The sequence below is a fragment of the Paracidovorax avenae ATCC 19860 genome (genome assembly GCF_000176855.2).
GTDB lineage: Bacteria > Pseudomonadota > Gammaproteobacteria > Burkholderiales > Burkholderiaceae_C > Paracidovorax > Paracidovorax avenae.
Genome location: NC_015138.1, coordinates 3,731,745 through 3,753,030, shown reverse-complemented (window position 1 = coordinate 3,753,030; position 21,286 = coordinate 3,731,745). Strand labels below are relative to the sequence as shown.

The following is a 21,286-nucleotide window of genomic DNA, read 5'->3' as shown; positions in this document are numbered from 1 at the left end:
CCGGGTCAGCGCCGCGCTGCGGGGCTTTCGAGCTGGCCCGCTCCCGCACGGGCGGTAATGTGCGCCGCCAGGTCCGCGGTGTCTTCCAGCGCGTAGTCGTAAAAGTCCGACGGCTTCCATGCGGGGTCAGTCACCAGGGCCGAGGACCAGCGCACGGCGGCCGTCAGGTCCGCGGGAGCGCCATTGAGCACCGTGCCGCTGTCGTAGAACGTGGAGGCGCACTCGCTGGCGGAAAACAGCGCCGCGCAGTCCTGCGTCCGTGCTGCCGAGATCCGGGCGTTCGCCACATCGGCAGGCCGCGCGGGCCGGTCCGGGCTGGCGAGCGACACCACGTTGTTCTCGGCATGCACCTTGCCGCTCTGGCCCAGCGTGATGCCGGCCAGCCAGGGATAGTCGGCCGAGGCGTCCCGTGTGTTCTCGTAGTAGTTGTTGTAGAGATGCACCATCCCGTAGCGGACACGGGCCTGGCGCTGCCGCAGGTTCTGGAAATGGTTGCCGTGGAATGTCACCCTCAGCATGCGCGGATTGCCGCTGTCCGCGCCGGGAACATCGGTGCCGCCGATCAGGAACGCCTTGTCGTGGTCGTGGAAATGGTTGTTCGACAGGGTGACGTAGTTGCCGTGCCGGGTCACGTCCACGAGGCCGTCATGGTGCTGCACCTTGAAATCGCTGCCGCTGTAGTCCGTGCCGTGCACCGTCTCGTGCCACACGGAGGGGAAGGCATGGTCGTGGCGGTCGCCGTCGCTGAAGGTGTTGTGGTCGATCCACACATGGCTGGCATGGGCCACGGAAATGAGGTCGTACTCCGAGTTCCACCGGCCGTCGGAGGAGTCGGTCGGGTCCCATTGGGGGAAATCGTCGAACGCGTCCTCGAAGGCGATGTTGCGGATCACGATGTTGGCGACGGGCGCATCCGGCATCCCCAACATGAGGTTGCCGTGCAGGATCTTCGCGTCCGTGCCGATGCCCAGCAGGGATGTGTTGTCCGGCACGCTGATCGTCACGACGCGCCTTTGCAGTTCTGCCGCGCAGGCCCGCGCGTCTTCCGGCTTGCCGCTCACCGGCCGTGCATTGCCCCAGACGCCGGGGAGGTAGGCCGCGAGGTAGTCCGACCAAAGACTGGCCTGGGACGCATAGCCGTGCACCGAGGAAGCGCAGGAGCCCGCCACGTAGCGGTCCGGCGTGTAAGGGCGCAGCTGGCTGTCCACGTTCAGGTCGATGGTGCCCCGGATGCGGATGACCTTGGGCGCATTGTCCGGCGTCCCCTGCACCGAACCGTCCGGGGCGATCACGGCGGTGTTCCCGTAGAGCGCCTGGATGAGTTCATTGCGGTTCGCCACCGTATAGGTCTTCCCTGCCGCGGCGCCCTGCCCACCGGTGGTCGGCGTGCCGTGGGAGGCCCAGCCCGTCGCGCCCAGTGAATCGATGCTGCCTGCGGGCGCTGCAGCAGCCTGCGCTGCCACGCTCTCGCCGCCGCATGCGCACACCAGCGCCGTGGCCGCCGTGGCAGCGGCTGCCAGGCGCAGCGCACGGAGCGCGGGAGTCAACGGGGTCGCGCGTGGCCGTCGCAGGGAGGCATGTTGGTGCATAGGCCGCCCAATCTAATCCCGCCAGCGCACGGCGTGCCGGAAAAACGCATACGGTTTTCTTTTGCAGCGCATTGCATTCCGTAACAGCGGCGCTGCCGGCACGCATGGATGGGACAATCGCCCCATGCACCCGAAAGCCCTCCTGGATGCCTGCGCAGAACTCGTCAGGCTCACCCTTCAATTCGAACACCCCGCCGATGCCGTCGTGTCCCGCTATTTCCGGGACCACCGCTCCCTCGGTCCGCGCGAACGCGCCACCCTCGCCGAGACCGCCTACACCGTGCTGCGCAAGAAGTTGCTGTTCGAGCAGCTGGCGCGCTCCGGCTCGGGCCCGCGCGAGCGGCGCCTCGCCATCCTGGGCTTCCACGGCCCGCGCGACTTCCTCAAGAGCGCGCTCTCCGATGCCGAGAAGAGCTGGCTCGACCAGTGCGACGCCGTACCGGCGGCGGACCTGCTGGAGCCGCACCGCCACAACCTGCCCGAATGGCTCGTGCAGCCGCTCCGGCGCCAGGTGGGCGAGGGCTTCTGGGCCCTGGCAGACAGCCTGGCCCAGCCGGCGCCGCTCGACCTGCGCGTCAACGACCTGAACGCCAAGCGTGCCGACGTGCAGAAGGAACTGGCCAAGGCCGGCATTCCCGCCGTGCCCACGCCGTATTCCCCCTGGGGCCTGCGCGTGGAGGGCAAGCCGGCGCTCACCAAGCTCGATGCGTTCGTGCGCGGCGCCGTCGAGGTGCAGGATGAAGGCTCGCAACTCCTCGCCCTGCTGCTGCAGCCCCGCCGCGGCGAAATGGTGGTGGATTTCTGCGCCGGCGCGGGCGGCAAGACGCTCGCCATCGGCGCGGCCATGCGCAGCACCGGGCGGCTCTACGCGTTCGACGTCTCCGCCCACCGGCTCGACGCGCTCAAGCCGCGGCTGGCCCGCAGCGGCCTCTCCAACGTGCACCCCGCCGCGATCGCGCACGAGCGCGACGAGCGCATCAAGCGCCTGGCCGGCAAGATCGACCGTGTGCTGGTCGATGCACCGTGTTCCGGCCTGGGCACCCTGCGCCGCAACCCGGACCTGAAATGGCGGCAGTCGCCGCAGGCCGTCCAGGAACTGGTGGCCAAGCAGACCGCCATCCTGCAGAGCGCAGCGCGCCTGCTCAAGCCGGGCGGACGCCTGGTGTACGCCACCTGCAGCATCCTCCCCGAGGAAAACGAGGGTATCGCGGAAGCCTTCAGTGCGGCACATTCCGACTTCGTGGCGGAAGACGTGGGCGCGCTGCTGGAGCAGCTCAAGGTCGAGGGTGCGGCCGGACTGTGCAGCGGCGGCGCCAGTGGCACTGGCTATCTGCGCCTCTGGCCCCATCTGCACCAGACCGATGGTTTCTTCGCCGCGGTGTGGACTCGAAAAAGCTGATTTCCCCCGGCTGATCTGCCGGTGAAAACACCGCGCATTGCGCGGTCTTGTGCAACTTCCGGGGCGCATCGGCTTCTAAAATCGCTGAAGTGCCCTTCATCGGGCAGTTTTTCCGTCCGCTCTCTTCAAAAGGCTTCCCATGCACCTTCCCGACCGGGCCGTTTTCGACGCCATCCTCGCCTGGATGGCCAATGGCCTGCTGGACCTGTCCTGGTGGGAGATCGTCCTCTACACGCTCGTGACCACCCACATCACGATCGCCGCCGTGACGATCTTCCTGCACCGCGCCCAGGCACACCGCTCGGTGGATCTCGGCGCCGTGCCGTCGCACTTCTTCCGCTTCTGGCTGTGGGTGGGAACGGGCATGGTCACGAAGGAGTGGGTGGCCGTCCACCGCAAGCACCACGCCAAGTGCGAGACCCCCGACGATCCCCACAGCCCGCAGACCCGGGGCCTGGACACCGTGATGTGGCGCGGCGCCGAGCTGTACCGCTCCGAAGCCGGCAATGCGGAGACCCTGGCGAAGTTCGGCCACGGCACGCCCGACGACTGGATCGAGCGCAACCTCTACAGCCGCTTCGCGTGGCAGGGCGTGGGCCTGATGCTGGTGATCGACCTGCTGCTGTTCGGTGCCATCGGCGCCACCGTCTGGGCCGTGCAGATGCTCTGGATCCCGTTCTGGGCGGCGGGCGTGGTCAACGGCATCGGCCATTTCTGGGGCTACCGCAACTTCGAGGCGCAGGACGCCAGCACCAACCTCGTGCCCTGGGGGATCGTGATCGGCGGCGAGGAACTGCACAACAACCACCACACCTATCCCACCTCGGCCAAGTTCTCGGTCAAGCCCTACGAGTTCGACGTGGGCTGGCTCTACATCAGCCTGATGCGCCGCGTAGGCTGGGCCACTGTCAGGAAGGTGCCGCCCAAGCTGCGCCTGGGCGCCGTCAAGCCGGTGGCCGACGAGAAGACCCTGGAGGCCCTGATCGCCAACCGCTACGAGGTCATGGCCGGCTATGCGCGCGGCGTGCGCCGCGCCTGCCGCCAGGAGATCGCCGCCCTCAAGGCCCGCAAGGCGGATGTGTCCGTACTGCGCGCAGCGCGCCGCTGGCTGCACCGCGATGCCGAAAAGGTGCCCGCGCGCGCCCGGGAGCAGCTCGCCCGCGCCCGTGCGGCCCACCCGGTGCTCGACACCATGGTCACCATGCGCGAGGAGTTGCGCCAGCTGTGGCTGAACACCTCGCAGTCGCGTGAACAGCTGACGGCCGACCTGCAGGCCTGGTGCCGCCGCGCCGAGGAGAGCGGCGTCGCCGCGCTGCGCGAGTTCTCCCTGAGGCTGCGGGCCGCGCAGGTCTGACGCCCAAGCCCATCGCGGCAGCCGCGGCCCCGGCTGGCGGGGTTTACCGTGCCGTAGTGGCGTGCGGGCCGGCTGCCGCCCGGCGGCGCGATCCAGCCCATGCCGCCACGGCGGCCAGCAGCGCCCGCGCCGCCCTGGCGGTCCCGGCCAGGCCCGCCACGCCGGTCCGGAGCATGGCACCCAGCGGCGAAAGGGTTGGTGCCGGCTCCAGCAGCACCGCATGCGCCGTGGCGTGCCCAGGATTCGACACTTCCATCCACTCCGGCGCGGAACCCGGCAAACCCTCCCGGCACTGCCCGGCTTCCATATGGCCCAGGTCCATCTGGGAGGCGACCACCTGGCCCCAGACGACCGGGCCGGACCGCAGGGCGAGCCGGCCGCTCTCCACCACCAGCGAGGCGCCGGGCGGCAGGCACACCAGCAGCTTCTGGCCGGGCTGCACGGACAGCGGCGAAGCCGCGGGGGCGGAACGTCCTGCCGCAGGGGCGGCGGCGGTGGGGCGGGTGGTGTGCGGCATGGTTTCTCCTTGGGGCGGAATGCAACGGAACAGGGCTTCATCCTAGGGAGAACCCTGGTGTGGGGACAGGCACAGGCTGTCCGCCTGCAGAGGGGAACAGCGCGGGTTTTCCTGTCTCTGTTATGGTGCGGGCGTGGCCTGTCTGTATCTGTGCGGCCGCCCAGGTCCACGGCATGATGGCCGGATCGGCCTTCCAGGGCCATGTTCCCGTTTCGCTTCCGCCGAGGCGTCTTCGCCATGCACGATTCCGTCGCCGAATTTCCCCAGCCGCCCGCCGCGAAGGCTGCCGCCCAGCCGCGCTACCGGCAGATCGCCGGCCTGTACACGCAGGCCATCGCGGCCGGCAGCCTGCAGCCCGGCCAGCGCCTGCCCTCCGTCCGGGAGCTGTGCCAGCGCCACGGCGTGAGCCTCACCACCGCCCTGCAGGTGCTGCGGCACCTCGAAGCCGAAGGCTTCGCCCAGGCGCGCGAGCGGGTGGGGTACTTCGCCTCCGTTCCCGGCCGCGTGTCCTCGCTGCCCGCCGCCCGCGAGCCGGAGCTGCACGAGCCGCTCGCACCGGATCCGCACGTGTTCGCCGGCATCAACGAGCGCATCTCCACCTTCCTGGAAAAAGCCCGCCGGGCGCCCCTGGCGCTGGACCTGGGCAGCGCCATGCCGGCGCCCGCGCTGTTCGATGCCGAGGCGCTCAACCGCCTCGCGATCCGGCTGCTGCGCGAGCAGCCCGAGATCCTCGTGTACAGCCCGTCCGCGCCCTCCACGCATCCGGAATTCCAGCGGGCCATGGCGCACCATGCACTGAGCTTCGGCCTGAGCCTCGCGCCCGAGGGCATCGGCGCCACGCACGGCAACTCGGAGGCCGTCAACCTCGCCCTCGATGCAGTGGCCGAGCCCGGCGACGTGATCGCGGTCGAATCGCCCACCTTCTTCGGCATCCTGCAGGCCATCGAGGTGCGTGGCCTGCGCGCGCTCGAGATTCCCTGCAGCCCCCATACCGGCATATCGATCGAGGCCCTGGAACTCGCGGCCCGCAACGAGCCGCGCCTCAAGGCGGTGGTGGTGGTGCCGCACCTGCAGATGCCCCAGGGCAGCGTCATGCCCGATACCCACAAGGAGCGCCTCGTCGCGCTGTGCGTGGAGCATGGCCTTGCCCTCATCGAGGACGACATCTACCGCGAGTTCGTCGAGTCCGCCCAGCCGATGCGGCCTGCCAAGGCCTGGGACCGCCCGGGGGACGCAGGGCAGGTGATCTACTGCGCCTCCCTCAGCAAGAGCTTTGCACCGGGACTGCGCCAGGGATGGATGAGTGCGGGGCGCTGGAATGCCCGCGTGCAGATGCTCAAGTTCGCCCGCACGCGCAACATGCAGACATGGTCGCAGCTGCTCGCCGCCCGCACCGTGGGCTCGCCCGCCTACGACCGCCACCTGCGCCGCATGCGGGCGTCGCTGAAGGAGCAGCGCGAGCAGTCGGCGCGTGCCGTGGCACGGTACTTCCCCGCGGGAACACGCCTGAGCCTGCCGCCCGGCGGCATCAGCCTGTGGCTGGAGCTGCCCGCAGGCCTGTCCTCGACACGGCTCTACGACGACGCCCTGGCGCGCGGCATCCGCGTGGCGCCGGGGCCCATGTTCTCCAATACCGGCCGCTACGAACGCTTTTTGCGGCTCAGTTGCGGCATGCCGTTCACGCCGGCGGTGGAAGAGGGCTACCGGGTGCTGGGCGAGTTGCTTGCCGGCCAGTGCGATGCCTTGCGACAGAAAGCCGGCCGTGCGCCGCTGCGGGAAGAGGGCCGCCGGGCCGCTGCGGCCTGAGAACAGGTTCCGATACGCGCGGGAAAAAGAAAAGCCGCCCTCGGTGGGGCGGCTTTTGCAGGAAAGCGCTGGAAGGGGCTCGCGCCTTACTTCAGCTTCATTTCCTTGTACTCGACGTGCTTGCGAGCCTTGGGGTCGAACTTGATGATCGACATCTTCTCGGGCATCGTCTTCTTGTTCTTGGTGGTGGTGTAGAAGTGGCCGGTTCCTGCGGTGGATTCCAGCTTGATCTTGTCGCGTCCGCCTTTGGTTGCCATGGTGCTACTCCTTAAGCCTGGCCACGTGCACGCAGGTCGGCGAGCACGGAATCGATGCCGTTCTTGTCGATCAGACGCAGGGCGGCGCTGGAAACACGCAGGCGCACCCAGCGGTTTTCGCTCTCGACCCAGAAACGGCGGTATTGCAGGTTCGGCAGGAACCGGCGCTTGGTTTTGTTGTTGGCGTGGGAAACGTTGTTCCCGACCATGGGCTTCTTGCCCGTGACGTCGCAGACGCGTGCCATGAGGACACTCCGATATTTTCAAATACAGCCGCAGGACATGCACGCTCCGCTTGGGAATTGCGGAGCCTGTCCCGACAGCCTCACCTCGCCAGATAGGGTGGCGGTAACCCGGTTGGTATCTGCTGCGGTAGGCGGCCTGCTTGAAAAAGCAGTGCGCAAGATGCAGCAAAGCCGCGCATTATAGCGCGGCCTTCGGAAGGATGTCCAGCCCGCACGGCTTCAACCCGCGCGGACGGACAGGGCGTGCGTCAGATCACGCTTTCCTGCTCCAGGAAGCGCTGCGCGTCGAGTGCCGCCATGCAGCCCGTGCCGGCGCTGGTGATGGCCTGGCGATAGACGTGGTCCTGCACGTCGCCGGCCGCGAACACGCCGGGCACGCTGGTCTGCGTGGCGAAGCCCTTGAGCCCGCCCTGCGTGACGATGTAGCCGTTCTCCAGCGTCAGCTGGCCTTCGAAGATGCCGGTGTTGGGCGCATGGCCGATCGCGATGAAGCAGCCCTGCAGCGCGATGTCCTGCGTGCTGCCGTCCAGCGTGCTCTTGATGCGGATGCCGGTCACGCCGCCGTCGTTGCCCAGCACCTCGTCGAGCGTGTGGAATACCTTCAGTTCGATCTTGCCGGCCGCGACCTTCTCGTTGAGCTTGTCCACCAGGATGGGCTCGGCCTTGAACTTGTCGCGGCGGTGCACCAGCGTCACCTTGCGGGCGATGTTGGAGAGGTAGAGCGCCTCTTCCACGGCGGTATTGCCGCCTCCTACCACGCACACGTCCTGCTCGCGGTAGAAGAAGCCGTCGCAGGTCGCGCAGCCGGACACGCCGCGGCCCATGAACGCCTCTTCGGAAGGCAGGCCCAGGTACTTGGCCGACGCACCCGTGGCGATGATGAGCGAATCGCAGGTGTAGGTGCCGCTGTCGCCGGTGAGGGTGAAGGGGCGCTTGGACAGGTCCACCTGGTTGATGTGGTCGAACACCACCTGGGTCTTGAAGCGCTCGGCATGCTCCAGGAAGCGCTGCATCAGCTCCGGTCCCTGCACGCCGTTCACGTCGGCAGGCCAGTTGTCCACTTCCGTCGTCGTCATGAGCTGGCCGCCCTGTGCGATGCCGGTGATCAGCACCGGGTTCAGGTTGGCGCGGGCGGCGTACACGGCGGCCGTGTAGCCGGCAGGGCCGGAGCCCAGGATCATGACTTTGGCGTGTTGCGTAGTGGACATGGTGAAAAGTAAGAGTTTGTGCCGGGACTTTTCCGCAGATGCGGCCGGTTGCCCGAGTATCCACCCGGGGCGGGCCCGCGCGGGGACGGGGTTTTCAATCGCCGCGATTGTAGGAAACAGTTGGAATCCCGGACGGCGCCAGGGGCGGGCGAGGCCCCTGCGCCCCTGACCGCAGAGCAGGGCATCGGGTAAGCTTGCCGCGCTCTTCGACCTATGACGTACTCCCTCAATACCCTCAATGCTTCTGCCGGGGGCAGATCGGCGCCGCGCAGCATGGCCGCGCGCTTCGGCCACGAGATCGGCCTGGTGGTCGGACTGCTGGCCCTGGTTTTCTGGCTGCTGGCCCTGGCCAGCTATTCGGCGCAGGACGCCGCATGGTCCACCTCCGGCGCGCACGACAGCCGGCTCATGGCGAACTGGGCCGGGCGCCTGGGCGCCTGGCTGGCCGACAGCAGTTATTTCGCGCTCGGCTTTTCCGTGTGGTGGTGCGTGGCCGCGGGCGTGCGCGCCTGGATCGCCTCGCTCGCGCGCTGGATGCGCGGGGGGGAATCCGCGACGCCCGGGCAGAGCCCTCTGGCACGGCGGCTGATGTTCTGGAGCGGCCTCGCGCTGCTGCTGTGCGCGAGCACGGCTCTCGAGTGGTCGCGCCTGTACCGGCTGGAGCCCCTGCTGCCCGGCCATGCCGGCGGCGTGCTCGGCTACATCACCGGCCCCGCCGGCGTGAAGTGGCTGGGCTTCACCGGCTCGGGCCTGGTGGCCGTGATCGCGGTCGTGGCGGGCGCCGCGCTGGTATTCCGCTTCTCCTGGGGCCAACTGGCCGAACGGCTGGGCGGCCGCATCGACGGACTGGTCCAGTTCGGCCGGGCAAGCCGCGAGAAGGCCCGCGATGTCGCCGTCGGCAAGCGCGCCGCCCGCGAGCGCGAGGAGGTGGTGCAGGAAGAGCGCCACGAAATCCAGGAACACCATCCGCAGCCCGTGCAGATCATCGAGCCCGTGCTCATGGCGGACGCTCCCCCGAGCGCGCGCGTGGTGAAGGAGCGGCAGAAGCCCCTCTTCACGGAAATGCCCGACAGCCGCCTGCCGCAGGTGGACCTGCTCGATGGCGCCCAGGTCCGGCAGGAAACCGTGGCGCCCGAGACGCTGGAGATGACCAGCCGGCTCATCGAGAAGAAGCTCAAGGACTTCGGTGTCGAGGTGCGCGTCGTGGCGGCCATGCCCGGGCCGGTGATCACCCGCTACGAGATCGAGCCCGCCACCGGCGTGAAGGGTTCGCAGATCGTGAACCTCGCCAAGGACCTGGCCCGGTCGCTGTCGCTGGTCTCCATCCGCGTGATCGAGACCATCCCCGGCAAGAACTACATGGCGCTGGAACTGCCCAACGCCAAGCGCCAGTCGATCCGCCTCTCGGAGATCCTGGGCTCGCAGATCTACCACGAGGCCAAGAGCATGCTCACCATGGGCCTGGGCAAGGACATCGTGGGCAATCCGGTGGTGGCCGACCTCGCCAAGATGCCGCACGTGCTGGTGGCCGGCACCACGGGTTCCGGCAAGTCGGTGGGGATCAACGCCATGATCCTTTCGCTGCTCTACAAGGCCGAGGCGCGCGACGTGCGCCTGCTGATGATCGACCCCAAGATGCTGGAAATGTCGGTCTACGAGGGCATACCGCACCTGCTCGCGCCCGTGGTCACCGACATGAAGCAGGCCGCGCACGGCCTGAACTGGTGCGTGGCCGAGATGGAGCGGCGCTACAAGCTCATGTCCAAACTGGGCGTGCGCAACCTCGCGGGCTACAACACCAAGATCGACGAGGCCAAGGCGCGCGAGGAGTTCATCTACAACCCCTTCAGCCTCACCCCCGAGGAGCCCGAGCCGCTGGAGCGCCTGCCGCACATCGTCGTCATCATCGACGAACTGGCCGACCTCATGATGGTGGTGGGCAAGAAGATCGAGGAGCTGATCGCGCGGCTGGCGCAGAAGGCGCGGGCGGCCGGCATCCACCTCATCCTGGCCACGCAGCGGCCCAGCGTCGATGTGATCACCGGCCTCATCAAGGCCAACATACCGACCCGGATCGCCTTCTCGGTGGGCTCGAAGATCGACAGCCGCACCATCCTGGACCAGATGGGCGCCGAGGCGCTGCTGGGCATGGGCGACATGCTCTACATGGCCAGCGGCACCGGGCTGCCCATCCGCGTGCACGGGGCGTTCGTGTCCGACGACGAGGTGCACCGTGTCGTCAGCTACCTCAAGAGCCAGGGCGAGCCCGACTACATCGAAGGCGTGCTCGAGGGCGGCACCGTGGAGGGCGACGATGGCGCCTTCGGCGAAGGCGGCGGGGGGGGTGAAGGCGGAGAAAAAGACCCCATGTACGACCAGGCGGTGGAAGTGGTCCTCAAGGACCGCAAGGCCAGCATCTCGTACGTGCAGCGCAAGCTGCGCATCGGCTACAACCGCTCCGCGCGCCTGCTGGAAGACATGGAAAAGGCCGGCCTCGTAAGCGCGCTCACCGCGAGCGGGCAGCGCGAGGTGCTGGTGCCCCACCGCGAGTGACCGCCGGCATGCCGGAGCCTGGACGACAAGGATTGGATCGAAGCATGATGAAACAGTGGTTGGCGATCGCCGCGATCGCGGTCGGTGCCCAGAGCGCCTGGGCCGACGGCCTGGGGAGCCTGGAGTCGTTCATGAAGGGCGCCCAGGCCGGGCGCGCGGATTTCACGCAGACCGTGACGTCACCCCCGAAGGACGGCCAGGCGCCGCGCACCAGGACTTCCTCCGGCACCTTCGAGTTCCAGCGGCCGGGGCGCTTCAAGTTCACCTACACCAAGCCCTTCGCCCAGACCATCGTGGCCGACGGCAAGTCGCTCTGGCTCTATGACGCCGACCTGAACCAGGTCACCCAGCGGGCACAGGCACAGGCGCTGGGCACCACGCCCGCCGCGCTGCTGGCCTCCGCGCCCGACCTGCAGGCACTGCGCAAGGATTTCACGCTCGAATCCGCGCCGGACCAGGACGGCCTGCAGTGGGTGCTGGCCACCCCGAAGACCAGGGACGGCCAGCTCAAGAGCGTGCGCGTGGGCTTCCAGGGCGAGCAGCTCGCGGCCCTGGACATCCTCGACAGCTTCGGCCAGCGGTCGGTGATCCGCTTCGCGAACGTCCAGTCCAGTGCGTCCCTGCCGGCCTCCACCTTCGAGTTCAAGCCCCCGCAGGGCGCGGACGTGGTGCGCCAGTGATGCCCGGCAGGGCCGGGCACCGCCGGCCTGCCTGCTAGATCCAGAGCAGTGCCAGGCCCAGTGCCGCGGGCACCGTCTGGATGTACAGGATCTTGCGGGCCACCGTGGCGGCGCCGTAGAGTCCGGCCACCAGCACGCACAGCAGGAAGAAGGTCAGCACGGCGCGCCCGTGCGGCCCGCCGAGCCACAGGCCCCAGAGCAGCCCGGCCGCCAGGAAGCCGTTGTAGAGCCCCTGGTTGGCGGCCATCACCTTCGTGTCCGCCGCGCGCTCCGGCGTGTTCCGGAACGCCTTGAGGCCTGCCGGCTTGTCCCAGAGGAACATCTCCAGAACGAGGATGTAGATGTGCAGCAGCGCGATCAGCGCGGCGACGGCATGGGCAGCGAAATGCATGGATGTGTCTCCGGGGTTGGGGGGGGCGTGCCCTCGGGCAAGCGCGCGACGCCGGATTGTGCGCGCGGTGCGGCGCCTGGCCTGGCACCTCGCGGACTCCAGGCCCCGGCCGTGGATTGTCGCTTCGCATATCGGGGCATGGCTTCGCCTGCCATGCCTGGCGTTGCCGAAGCAGGTGTGCGCTCCGGCGCGGTCAGCCCGTGAGTACGTCCGCCACCTGCTGGCGCAGGGCGGGCAGCAATTCGTCGACGAACCACGGATGGCGCTTCAGCCAGCCGTTGTTGCGTGGACTGGGATGCGGCAGCACCCACAGCCCCGGCGCGCCGCGGCGCCAGTCCTGCACGGCGTCGGTCAGGGACAAGGGGGCAGGCGTGCGGCGCACGTGCCAGGCGAGCGCGTACGCGCCGAGCACGATGGTGAGGCGGATGCCGGGCAGGGCGTCCAGCAGCGGCTTGCGCCAGGTGGCGGCGCATTCCGGGCGCGGGGGCAGGTCGCCCGAGCGGCCGGTTCCGGGGTAGCAGAAGCCCATGGGGACGATCGCGATGCGCCCGGGATCGTAGAACGTCTCCCGGTCCACCCCCATCCAGTCACGCAGCCGTTCGCCGCTCACGTCGTCGAAGGGAATGCCGCTGGCGTGCACCTTGCGGCCCGGTGCCTGTCCCGCGATCAGGATGCGCGCGCCGGCGGATGCCTGCAGCACGGGCCGCGGCCCGAGGGGCAGGCTGCCCGCGCACAGAGTGCAACTGCGCACGCTGCGCAGCAGGGGGGCGAGATCGGGCAGGGGGCGCGGCATGTCGTGGGAAGGTGCGGGACGTCTCGCGGCGTCGGCCTGCAGCGCGGAGCCCCCGGATTGGTGCAGGATACCGCCAGCAGGAATAATGGGCGCGGCGGCCCGTCTTTCCCGTTCGCTCCTGCCGGTTTCCCTTCCCGAACCCACGTTCTTTCGCTGCATCGCAATCCACCGCCATGGCCGATCTGTTCTCCACTCCTCCTGCCGCTCCCCTGGCCGAAGCCCTGCGCCCAGCCAGCCTGGACGAGGTGATCGGGCAGTCGCACCTGCTGGGGGAGGGCAAGCCGCTGAGACTCGCGTTCGAATCGGGCAAGCCCCACTCCATGATCTTCTGGGGGCCGCCGGGCGTGGGCAAGACGACCCTTGCCCGGCTCACGGCCACGGCGTTCGAGTGCGAGTTCATCGCCTTGTCTGCCGTGTTCTCCGGTGTCAAGGATATCCGTGCGGCGATGGATCAGGCGCAGCACAACCTGGCGATGGGCAAGCACACGATCCTGTTCGTCGATGAAATCCACCGGTTCAACAAAGCTGTCAACCACTTTATAAATCAATGGCTTAGAAAGTCGTTTGTGCAATTTATTGTGCTTACCCGTTGTTCAGTGGGGGTGAAGCATGGCTGATCTGTTCGCACAAGAGCCCTCCGCTCCACTGGCAGAAGCCCTCCGTCCGAAGACCTTGGACGAGGTTGTTGGGCAGTCGCATTTGCTGGGGGAAGGCAAGCCCTTGAGGCTGGCGTTTCAGTCAGGCAAGCCACACTCCATGATCTTCTGGGGGCCGCCAGGCGTTGGCAAAACGACCTTGGCCCGACTCACAGCCACGGCTTTCAAGTGCGAGTTCATAGCCTTGTCGGCGGTGTTCTCTGGTGTCAAAGACATCCGTGCCGCTATGGAGCAGGCACAGCAGAACTTGGCAATGGGCAAGCACACGATCTTGTTCGTGGACGAAATTCACAGGTTCAATAAGTCGCAGCAAGACGCTCTTCTTCCCTATGCGGAAAGCGGGCTTGTCACGTTCATTGGGGCCACGACTGAGAATCCATCTTTTGAGGTGAACTCGGCGCTGTTGTCGCGTGCTCAGGTCTATGTCCTCAAGTCACTGACCGACGAAGAACTGAAGCTGTTGTTGAAGCGTGCTCAAGACATTGCCCTCGGTCATCTGGTGTTTGACGACCTTGCGAGGGACACCATCATTGGCTACGCAGACGGCGACGCACGGCGCTTCTTGAACCTGCTGGAGCAGACCAGCACGGCAGCGAAAGCTTCTGGTATCACGGAGATTACGGCTGACTTCTTGCAGAACGCCTTGACCTTGAACAGTCGGCGCTTTGACAAGGGCGGGGACAATTTCTACGACCAGATTTCAGCCTTGCACAAGTCGGTGCGCGGTTCCCACCCGGACGCGGCCCTCTACTGGCTCACACGCATGCTGGACGGTGGTGCGGACGCACGGTATCTGTCGCGGCGCATTGTCCGCATGGCGTGGGAAGACATCGGGCTGGCCGATCCGAGGGCCATGCAGATCGCCAACGACGCAGCGCTGACCTATGAACGGCTGGGCAGCCCGGAGGGCGAGCTGGCCCTGGGGCAGGCCGTGATCTACCTGGCGGTGGCTGCCAAGAGCAACGCCGGTTACAACGCCTACAACGCGGCCCGGGCCTTCGTGAAGAAAGACAAGAGCCGTGAAGTGCCGGTCCACCTGCGCAACGCACCGACCAAGCTCATGAAGGAGCTGGGCTACGGCCATGAGTACCGGTACGCGCATGATGAGCCCAACGCCTACGCTGCCGGGGAGACCTACCTTCCCGACGGCATGGACGAGCCGGGCTGGTACCGACCCGTGCCCAGGGGTCTGGAGGTGAAGATCGCGGAGAAGCTGGCCACCCTCAGAAGCTGGGACGAAGAAGCCGGCAGGAAATGAGGTGAAGTCCCGGAGGACGGGGCGACGGATGGTCGCCTCGCCTTCGCACATGCGGACGCCCGGCCCCGCGTCCGTGCCCGAATGGATCAGTGCACCTAATGGCTTATGCGGGCTCCTGATGCCCTGCCCATCCCCGGGAAAACCCCGTCCAGCCGTGGTAAGGCGGCCGCAAGGCATCTGGCTACAATCCCGCACCAAACCCGCGTGGCACCTGTCCTGGCGGGTTTTTTGCTACATGGCAATCGGGCCCAAAAGGCTGAACCGATTCCCGGCCCAATAACGGGATGGGACGTTATCAACGAAGGACTTTTTCTATGGACATTTTGCTGCAGCAGATCATCAACGGTCTGGTCCTCGGCAGCATGTACGCCTTGATAGCCTTGGGCTACACAATGGTGTACGGCATCATTCAGTTGATCAACTTCGCCCACGGGGAAGTGCTCATGATCGGGGCGCTGACCAGTTGGAGCTGCATCGGGCTGATGCAGGAGGCCATGCCGGGCGCGCCGGGCTGGGTCATCCTCCTGCTGGCCACGATCATCGCCTGCGTGGTCGCCGCCGCGCTCAACTTCACCATCGAAAAGGTCGCCTACCGTCCGCTGCGCAGCAGCCCCCGGCTCGCTCCCCTGATCACCGCCATCGGCATGTCCATCCTGCTGCAGACGCTGGCGATGATCATCTGGAAGCCGAACTACAAGCCCTATCCCACGCTGCTGCCGACCACGCCGTTCCAGATCGGCGGTGCGGTGATCACCTCCACGCAGGTGCTGATCCTGGCCGTCACGGCCATCTCGCTCGCCTCGCTGGTCTACCTGGTCAACTACACCAAGCTCGGCCGCGCCATGCGCGCCACCGCGGAGAACCCGCGCGTCGCCGCCCTGATGGGCGTCAAGCCGGACATGGTGATCTCGGCCACATTCATCATCGGCGCCGTGCTCGCCGCGATCGCCGGCATCATGTACGCCTCCAACTACGGCACCGCCCAGCACACCATGGGCTTCCTGCCGGGCCTGAAGGCCTTCACGGCGGCCGTGTTCGGCGGCATCGGCAACCTGGCCGGCGCGGTGGTGGGCGGCATCCTGCTGGGGCTCATCGAGGCCATCGGCTCGGGCTACATCGGCACCCTCACGGGCGGCCTGCTGGGCAGCAACTACACCGACATCTTCGCCTTCATCGTGCTGATCATCATCCTCACGCTGCGCCCCTCGGGCCTGCTGGGCGAGCGTGTGGCCGACCGTGCCTGAGGAGAGCATTCCCATGAAAAACAACAAAGCCCAGTGGATCATCGGCGCCATCGCGCTGCTCGTCCTGCCGCTCATCCTGCAGTCCTTCGGCAACGCCTGGGTCCGCATCGCCGACCTCGCGCTGCTCTACGTCATGCTCGCCCTGGGCCTGAACATCGTGGTCGGCTACGCCGGCCTGCTGGACCTCGGCTACGTGGCCTTCTATGCCGTGGGGGCCTACCTCTTCGGCCTCATGGCGTCCCCCCACCTGTCGGATACCTTCGCGAGCTTCGCGGCCATGTTTCCCAACGGGCTGCACACCTCCCTGTGGCTCGTGATACCGCTGGCCGCGCTGGTGGCCGCGATATTCGGTGCGCTGCTGGGGGCTCCCACGCTCAAGCTGCGCGGCGACTACCTCGCCATCGTGACGCTGGGCTTCGGCGAGATCATCCGCATCTTCCTGAACAACCTGGACCACCCCATCAACCTGACCAACGGCCCCAAGGGCATCGGCCAGATCGACTCGGTCAAGATCTTCGGCCTGGATCTCGGGCGGCGCCTGGAGCTGTTCGGCTACGACATCAACTCCGTCACGCTCTACTACTACCTGTTCCTGATCCTGGTGGTGTTCAGCGTCATCATTTGCTACCGGCTGCAGGACTCGCGCATCGGCCGCGCCTGGATGGCCATCCGCGAGGACGAGATCGCCGCCAAGGCCATGGGCATCAACACCCGCAACCTCAAGCTGCTGGCCTTCGGCATGGGCGCGTCCTTCGGCGGCGTGTCCGGCGCGATGTTCGGTGCCTTCCAGGGCTTCGTGTCGCCCGAGTCCTTCAGCCTGATGGAGTCGGTGATGATCGTCGCCATGGTGGTGCTGGGCGGCATCGGCCACATCCCCGGGGTGATCCTGGGTGCCGTGCTGCTGTCCGCGCTGCCCGAGGTGCTGCGCTACGTGGCCGGCCCGCTGCAGTCCATGACGGACGGCCGCCTCGACTCCGCCATCCTGCGCCAGCTGCTGATCGCTCTGGCCATGATCATCATCATGCTGATGCGCCCGCGCGGCCTCTGGCCGTCGCCCGAGCACGGCAAGAGCCTTGTGCAGAAGTCCTGAGAACACCCTTCGAGAGCAATGAACATGGCAGAAACAACCAACGAAGTGGTGCTGCAGGTCGCCGGTATTTCCAAGCGCTTCGGCGGGCTGCAGGCCCTGTCCGACGTGGGCATCACCATCGGCCGCGGCCAGGTCTACGGACTCATCGGTCCCAACGGCGCAGGCAAGACCACCTTCTTCAACGTCATCACGGGCCTCTACACGCCCGACAGCGGCACCTTCCAGCTGGCCGGCAAGCCCTATGAACCCACGGCGGTGCACGAGGTCGCCAAGGCAGGCATCGCGCGCACGTTCCAGAACATCCGCCTCTTCGCCGAGATGACGGCGCTCGAGAACGTGATGGTGGGCCGGCACATCCGCACGCGGTCCGGCCTGATCGGCGCGGTCTTCCGCACGAAGGCCTTCAAGGAGGAAGAGGCTGCGATCGCGAGGCGCGCGCAGGAACTGCTCGATTACGTGGGCATCGGCAAGTACGCCGATTTCAAGGCACGCACGCTGTCCTACGGCGACCAGCGCCGCCTGGAGATCGCGCGCGCCCTGGCCACAGATCCCCAGCTGATCGCGCTCGACGAGCCCGCGGCCGGCATGAATGCCACCGAGAAGGTGCAGTTGCGCGAACTGATCGACCGCATCCGCCGCGACAACCGCACCATCCTGCTCATCGAGCACGACGTGAAGCTGGTGATGGGCCTGTGCGACCGCGTGACCGTGCTCGACTACGGCAAGCAGATTGCCGAAGGAACCCCTGCCGACGTGCAGAAGAATGAAAAAGTGATTGAGGCCTACCTGGGCACCGGAGGACACTGAGCATGGCCGAGAAATCCAACAACGTACTGCTGTCCGTGAAGGGCCTGAAGGTGGCCTACGGCGGCATCCAGGCTGTCAAGGGCGTGGACTTCGAGGTGCGCGAGGGCGAGCTCGTCTCCCTTATCGGCTCCAACGGTGCCGGCAAGACCACGACGATGAAGGCCATCACCGGCACGCTGGCGATGAACGACGGCGACATCCACTACCTGGGCGAGAGCATCCGCGGCAAGGGCGCCTGGGACCTCGTGAAGAAGGGGCTGGTGATGGTGCCCGAGGGCCGCGGCGTGTTCGCGCGCATGACGATCACCGAGAACCTGCTGATGGGCGCCTACACGCGCAATGACAAGGCCGGCATCCAGGCCGACATCGAGAAGATGTTCAACATCTTCCCGCGCCTGCGCGAGCGCAAGGACCAGCTCGCGGGCACCATGTCCGGCGGCGAGCAGCAGATGCTCGCCATGGGCCGCGCACTCATGAGCCAGCCCAAGGTGCTGCTGCTGGACGAACCCTCCATGGGCCTGTCCCCCATCATGGTGGACAAGATCTTCGAGGTGGTGCGCGACGTCTATGCCCTGGGCGTGACCATCGTGCTGGTCGAGCAGAACGCCAGCCGTGCGCTCGCCCTGGCCGACCGCGGCTACGTGATGGAATCCGGCCTGATCACCATGACCGGCCCGGGCCAGGACCTGCTGAGCGATCCGCGCGTGCGCGCCGCCTACCTGGGCGAGTGACGCGCCATGGCGCCCCGGCGCCATGGACGAGAAAAAGGCCCCGCGAGGGGCCTTTTGCGTTTCCGGAAGGGAAGGGCGTGGCCTGGGGGCTCAGTACCGGTACTGCACGCCGAGCGTCGTCATGTCCACATCCGACTTGCCGTCGGCGAAGTGCAGGCGGTGGCGCTCCCACTCCAGCACGGCGGCCCACTGCGGATTGAAGGCCCAGCGCACGCCTGCGCCGTAGGACAGCCCGAAGCCGCTGTCGTTGCCCGTGGCCACGCCGAAGCCGGGGTCGCCGGACGTCTTCGTGCGGCCGTAGGTGGTGCCGAGCTTGCCGAAGACGTCGAACTGGTCGCCGATCGGGGCACGGCCCACCAGGCTGAAATTCAGCCCCTGCGCCTTGGTGTCTCCACCGAGGCGGCTGGCGGTGCCAAAGTTCAGGTAGCCGAACTCCACCCCGAAGTTGGGGTGGAAGAAGCCGCCCGTGTAGAGCTTCCAGCCGGTGTCGCTGTCATCGAAGTTGAAGAGGCTGGTGCCGTTGCGCAGGTCGTACTTGGACTGGCCCGCACTGAGGCCGATGTAGCCCTGCTGCGTGGCGGGGATGAAGGAGTTGCCGGTCGCGCGGCTGGCCTGCGCGTGGGCTGCCACGGTGCCGCAGGCGAGCGCGAGGGCGCAGGACAGCAGCCGGAAGGAGCGGTTCGGTGTGTGCATGGGTTTTCCTTTTAGTGGGAGGGCGGCTGGGCGGTGGCAGGGTGGGCTGCTGCACCTCGGCCCGCGCACGGGCCTTGGGCCATTGGAAGGGCCGGGGCACTGCAGGTTTGTGGGCACTCACGTGTCGCGGCTGTAGGAATGCGCTCACAAGCGGTGCATGCGTCGGCGCAACGCTGCGCATCGGGCGGCATCTCTACGGATCGGAGCGGGATCGCGGTCGCGGTTAAACTCGCGCCTTTCTTGAAATCGTCACCATTTCGTCACAATGCGGCAGCCGCCGGATGTGGCGCATGCCTGCCAGTCGTCCAGGAGTCCCCATGTTGTTTGGAAAGCTGTTGCCCCGCGAGGGCAATTTTTTCGAGATGTTCAACCAGCATGCGGACCGCATCGTCGAGGCGGCGAGGGCCTTCTCCCAGCTCGTCGCCAACTACAACGACCCGCACCTGCGCGACAAGTACAACCAGGACGTGGACAACGCCGAGCGCGCGGCCGACCGCGTGACGCACGAGGTCAACCGCACGCTGCACAAGACCTTCATCACGCCGATCGATCGCGAGCAGATCCATTCGCTCATCAACACGATGGACGACGTGGCCGACCTGATCCAGGACTCGGCGGAAACCATGGCGCTTTATGACGTGCGCCACATGACCGAAGAGATCACCCGCCTGACGGACCTGAGCCTGAAATGCTGCGAGCGGCTGCGCGATGCCGTGAAGCTGCTGGAGAAGATCGCCGATCCGGGCGTGGCCGAGGCGGCGCTCAAGACCTGCGAGGAAATCGACCGCCTGGAAAGCGACGCCGACCGCGTCATGCGCAGTGCCATGAGCAAGCTTTTCCGCGAAGAGCCCGACGTGCGCGAGGTGCTCAAGCTCAAGGCCATCTACGAGCTGCTGGAAACCATCACCGACAAGTGCGAGGACGTGGCCAACCACATCGAGGGCATCATCCTCGAGAACTCCTGATCCGCGGCGGACGCAAGCGCTCTCAAAGCATGGAAACCGTACAAACCGCCCTGTGGGTCGTCGCCCTCCTGGTCGCGCTGGCCATCCTGTTCGATTTCATGAACGGGTTCCACGACGCCGCCAACTCGATCGCCACGGTCGTCTCCACCGGCGTGCTCAAGCCCACGCAGGCCGTCGTCTTCGCCGCGTTCTTCAACTTCGTCGCGATCTTCGTCTTCCACCTGAGCGTGGCCGCCACCATCGGCAAGGGAATCGTGCAGCCCGGGGTGGTGGATACGCACGTCATCTTCGGCGCGCTCGTGGGGGCCATCACCTGGAACGTGATCACCTGGTACTACGGCATTCCCAGCAGCTCGTCGCACGCGCTGATCGGCGGCATCGTGGGGGCGGTGATCGCCAAGGGCGGCATCGGGTCGCTCATTTCCGGGGGCATCTTCAAGACCGTGGCGTTCATCTTCGTGTCGCCGCTGCTCGGTTTCCTGCTGGGCTCCCTGATGATGGTGGCCGTGGCGTGGATCTTCCGCCGTTCCCGGCCCAGCAAGGTGGACAAGTGGTTCCGCCGCCTGCAACTGCTTTCCGCCGGCGCCTACAGCCTCGGCCACGGCGGCAACGACGCGCAGAAGACCATCGGCATCATCTGGCTGCTGCTGATCGCCACCGGGCATGCCTCCGCCTCGGACACGGCGCCCCCGACCTGGACCATCATCGCATGCTACATGGCCATCGGCCTGGGCACCATGTTCGGCGGCTGGCGCATCGTGAAGACGATGGGCCAGAAGATCACCAAGCTCAAGCCCGTCGGCGGCTTCTGTGCCGAGACGGGCGGGGCGATGACCCTGTTCCTCGCCACGGCCCTCGGCATCCCGGTGTCCACCACCCACACCATCACCGGCGCCATCGTCGGCGTGGGCTCCACCCAGCGCGCCAGCGCCGTGCGCTGGGGCGTGGCCGGCAACATCGTCTGGGCATGGATCCTCACGATTCCCGCCAGCGCCTTCGTGGCCGCCATCGCCTACTGGATCAGCCTGCAGATGTACTGACCGGGCCGCC

20 protein-coding genes and 1 pseudogene are annotated in these 21,286 nt (G+C 67.1%); 13 read left to right on the top strand and 8 right to left on the bottom strand.

Going from position 1 to position 21,286, the window contains the following annotated elements; genetic code table 11:
- Window positions 1–5: 5 nt before the first annotated feature.
- Entirely contained in the window at window positions 6–1,547 is a 1,542-nt protein-coding gene (locus ACAV_RS16355; protein ID WP_041828802.1) for a pectate lyase family protein, read from the bottom strand.
- Window positions 1,548–1,713: 166 nt separating this feature from the next.
- Here ACAV_RS16355 and ACAV_RS16350 point away from each other — a divergent pair, with 166 nt between their 5' ends.
- Together ACAV_RS16350 and ACAV_RS16345 are read left to right on the top strand one after the other, a co-directional pair.
- Window positions 1,714–2,988: an RsmB/NOP family class I SAM-dependent RNA methyltransferase gene (locus ACAV_RS16350; RefSeq protein ID WP_013595686.1), complete on the top strand. Its 1,275-nt coding sequence runs from the start codon at window positions 1,714–1,716 to the stop codon at window positions 2,986–2,988.
- A 139-nt stretch (window positions 2,989–3,127) separates the two neighbouring features.
- A complete protein-coding gene (locus tag ACAV_RS16345; protein ID WP_013595685.1) occupies window positions 3,128–4,342 on the top strand; it encodes a DesA family fatty acid desaturase in 1,215 nt (404 codons plus the stop codon).
- A gap of 43 nt (window positions 4,343–4,385) precedes the next feature.
- Here ACAV_RS16345 and ACAV_RS16340 read toward each other — a convergent pair whose 3' ends face one another.
- Window positions 4,386–4,859 carry a hypothetical protein gene (locus ACAV_RS16340; protein WP_013595684.1) on the bottom strand — a complete coding sequence of 158 codons (474 nt, stop codon included), beginning with the start codon at window positions 4,857–4,859 and terminating at the stop codon, window positions 4,386–4,388.
- 237 nt (window positions 4,860–5,096) lie between these two features.
- Here ACAV_RS16340 and ACAV_RS16335 point away from each other — a divergent pair, with 237 nt between their 5' ends.
- On the top strand, window positions 5,097–6,665 hold the full coding sequence (locus ACAV_RS16335) for an aminotransferase-like domain-containing protein (protein ID WP_013595683.1): 1,569 nt from the start codon (window positions 5,097–5,099) through the stop codon (window positions 6,663–6,665).
- An 86-nt stretch (window positions 6,666–6,751) separates the two neighbouring features.
- Here the strand turns inward: ACAV_RS16335 and rpmG are convergent, their stop codons facing one another.
- From rpmG to trxB, 3 genes are all read right to left on the bottom strand, one after another.
- On the bottom strand, window positions 6,752–6,922 hold the full coding sequence (gene rpmG, locus ACAV_RS16330; RefSeq protein ID WP_011796484.1) for a 50S ribosomal protein L33: 171 nt from the start codon (window positions 6,920–6,922) through the stop codon (window positions 6,752–6,754).
- 11 nt (window positions 6,923–6,933) lie between these two features.
- Complete coding sequence (gene rpmB, locus ACAV_RS16325; protein ID WP_005797187.1) at window positions 6,934–7,167, bottom strand: 50S ribosomal protein L28; 234 nt, start codon at window positions 7,165–7,167, stop codon at window positions 6,934–6,936.
- A gap of 248 nt (window positions 7,168–7,415) precedes the next feature.
- Entirely contained in the window at window positions 7,416–8,375 is a 960-nt protein-coding gene (gene trxB / locus ACAV_RS16320; protein WP_013595682.1) for a thioredoxin-disulfide reductase, read from the bottom strand.
- A 213-nt stretch (window positions 8,376–8,588) separates the two neighbouring features.
- Here trxB and ACAV_RS16315 point away from each other — a divergent pair, with 213 nt between their 5' ends.
- The gene (locus ACAV_RS16315) at window positions 8,589–10,928 is read left to right on the top strand and encodes a DNA translocase FtsK (RefSeq protein WP_013595681.1); all 2,340 of its coding nucleotides are present in this window, start codon (window positions 8,589–8,591) and stop codon (window positions 10,926–10,928) included.
- Window positions 10,929–10,972: 44 nt separating this feature from the next.
- Window positions 10,973–11,608: an outer membrane lipoprotein periplasmic chaperone LolA gene (gene lolA, locus ACAV_RS16310; RefSeq protein WP_013595680.1), complete on the top strand. Its 636-nt coding sequence runs from the start codon at window positions 10,973–10,975 to the stop codon at window positions 11,606–11,608.
- 34 nt (window positions 11,609–11,642) lie between these two features.
- Here the strand turns inward: lolA and ACAV_RS16305 are convergent, their stop codons facing one another.
- The gene (locus ACAV_RS16305; RefSeq protein WP_013595679.1) at window positions 11,643–11,999 is read right to left on the bottom strand and encodes a DUF1304 domain-containing protein; all 357 of its coding nucleotides are present in this window, start codon (window positions 11,997–11,999) and stop codon (window positions 11,643–11,645) included.
- A gap of 193 nt (window positions 12,000–12,192) precedes the next feature.
- Window positions 12,193–12,792 (bottom strand): uracil-DNA glycosylase family protein, encoded by a 600-nt coding sequence (locus ACAV_RS16300; RefSeq protein ID WP_013595678.1) that lies wholly within the window; start codon window positions 12,790–12,792, stop codon window positions 12,193–12,195.
- A 173-nt stretch (window positions 12,793–12,965) separates the two neighbouring features.
- On the opposite strand from ACAV_RS16300, the pseudogene ACAV_RS16295 reads away from it, so the two are divergent.
- From ACAV_RS16295 to ACAV_RS16270, 6 genes and pseudogenes are all read left to right on the top strand, one after another.
- Window positions 12,966–13,379, top strand: a pseudogene (locus tag ACAV_RS16295) (AAA family ATPase); the annotation flags it as partial.
- 22 nt (window positions 13,380–13,401) lie between these two features.
- Window positions 13,402–14,706 (top strand): replication-associated recombination protein A, encoded by a 1,305-nt coding sequence (locus ACAV_RS16290; protein ID WP_013595676.1) that lies wholly within the window; start codon window positions 13,402–13,404, stop codon window positions 14,704–14,706.
- 314 nt (window positions 14,707–15,020) lie between these two features.
- Window positions 15,021–15,950: a branched-chain amino acid ABC transporter permease gene (locus ACAV_RS16285; RefSeq protein WP_013595675.1), complete on the top strand. Its 930-nt coding sequence runs from the start codon at window positions 15,021–15,023 to the stop codon at window positions 15,948–15,950.
- 13 nt (window positions 15,951–15,963) lie between these two features.
- Window positions 15,964–17,040, top strand: coding sequence for an ABC transporter permease subunit (locus ACAV_RS16280; protein ID WP_013595674.1), 1,077 nt, complete (start codon window positions 15,964–15,966; stop codon window positions 17,038–17,040).
- Window positions 17,041–17,064: 24 nt separating this feature from the next.
- Window positions 17,065–17,847, top strand: coding sequence for an ABC transporter ATP-binding protein (locus ACAV_RS16275; protein ID WP_013595673.1), 783 nt, complete (start codon window positions 17,065–17,067; stop codon window positions 17,845–17,847).
- A 2-nt stretch (window positions 17,848–17,849) separates the two neighbouring features.
- On the top strand, window positions 17,850–18,578 hold the full coding sequence (locus ACAV_RS16270) for an ABC transporter ATP-binding protein (RefSeq protein WP_013595672.1): 729 nt from the start codon (window positions 17,850–17,852) through the stop codon (window positions 18,576–18,578).
- A 90-nt stretch (window positions 18,579–18,668) separates the two neighbouring features.
- On the opposite strand, the gene ACAV_RS16265 is transcribed toward ACAV_RS16270, so the two are convergent.
- Window positions 18,669–19,271, bottom strand: a complete 603-nt coding sequence (locus ACAV_RS16265) for an outer membrane beta-barrel protein (RefSeq protein ID WP_013595671.1) — start codon at window positions 19,269–19,271, stop codon at window positions 18,669–18,671.
- A gap of 317 nt (window positions 19,272–19,588) precedes the next feature.
- On the opposite strand from ACAV_RS16265, the gene ACAV_RS16260 reads away from it, so the two are divergent.
- Window positions 19,589–20,236: a DUF47 domain-containing protein gene (locus ACAV_RS16260; protein WP_013595670.1), complete on the top strand. Its 648-nt coding sequence runs from the start codon at window positions 19,589–19,591 to the stop codon at window positions 20,234–20,236.
- Between the two features lie 29 nt (window positions 20,237–20,265).
- Window positions 20,266–21,276 carry an inorganic phosphate transporter gene (locus tag ACAV_RS16255; RefSeq protein WP_013595669.1) on the top strand — a complete coding sequence of 337 codons (1,011 nt, stop codon included), beginning with the start codon at window positions 20,266–20,268 and terminating at the stop codon, window positions 21,274–21,276.
- The last annotated feature ends 10 nt before the right edge of the window (window positions 21,277–21,286 follow it).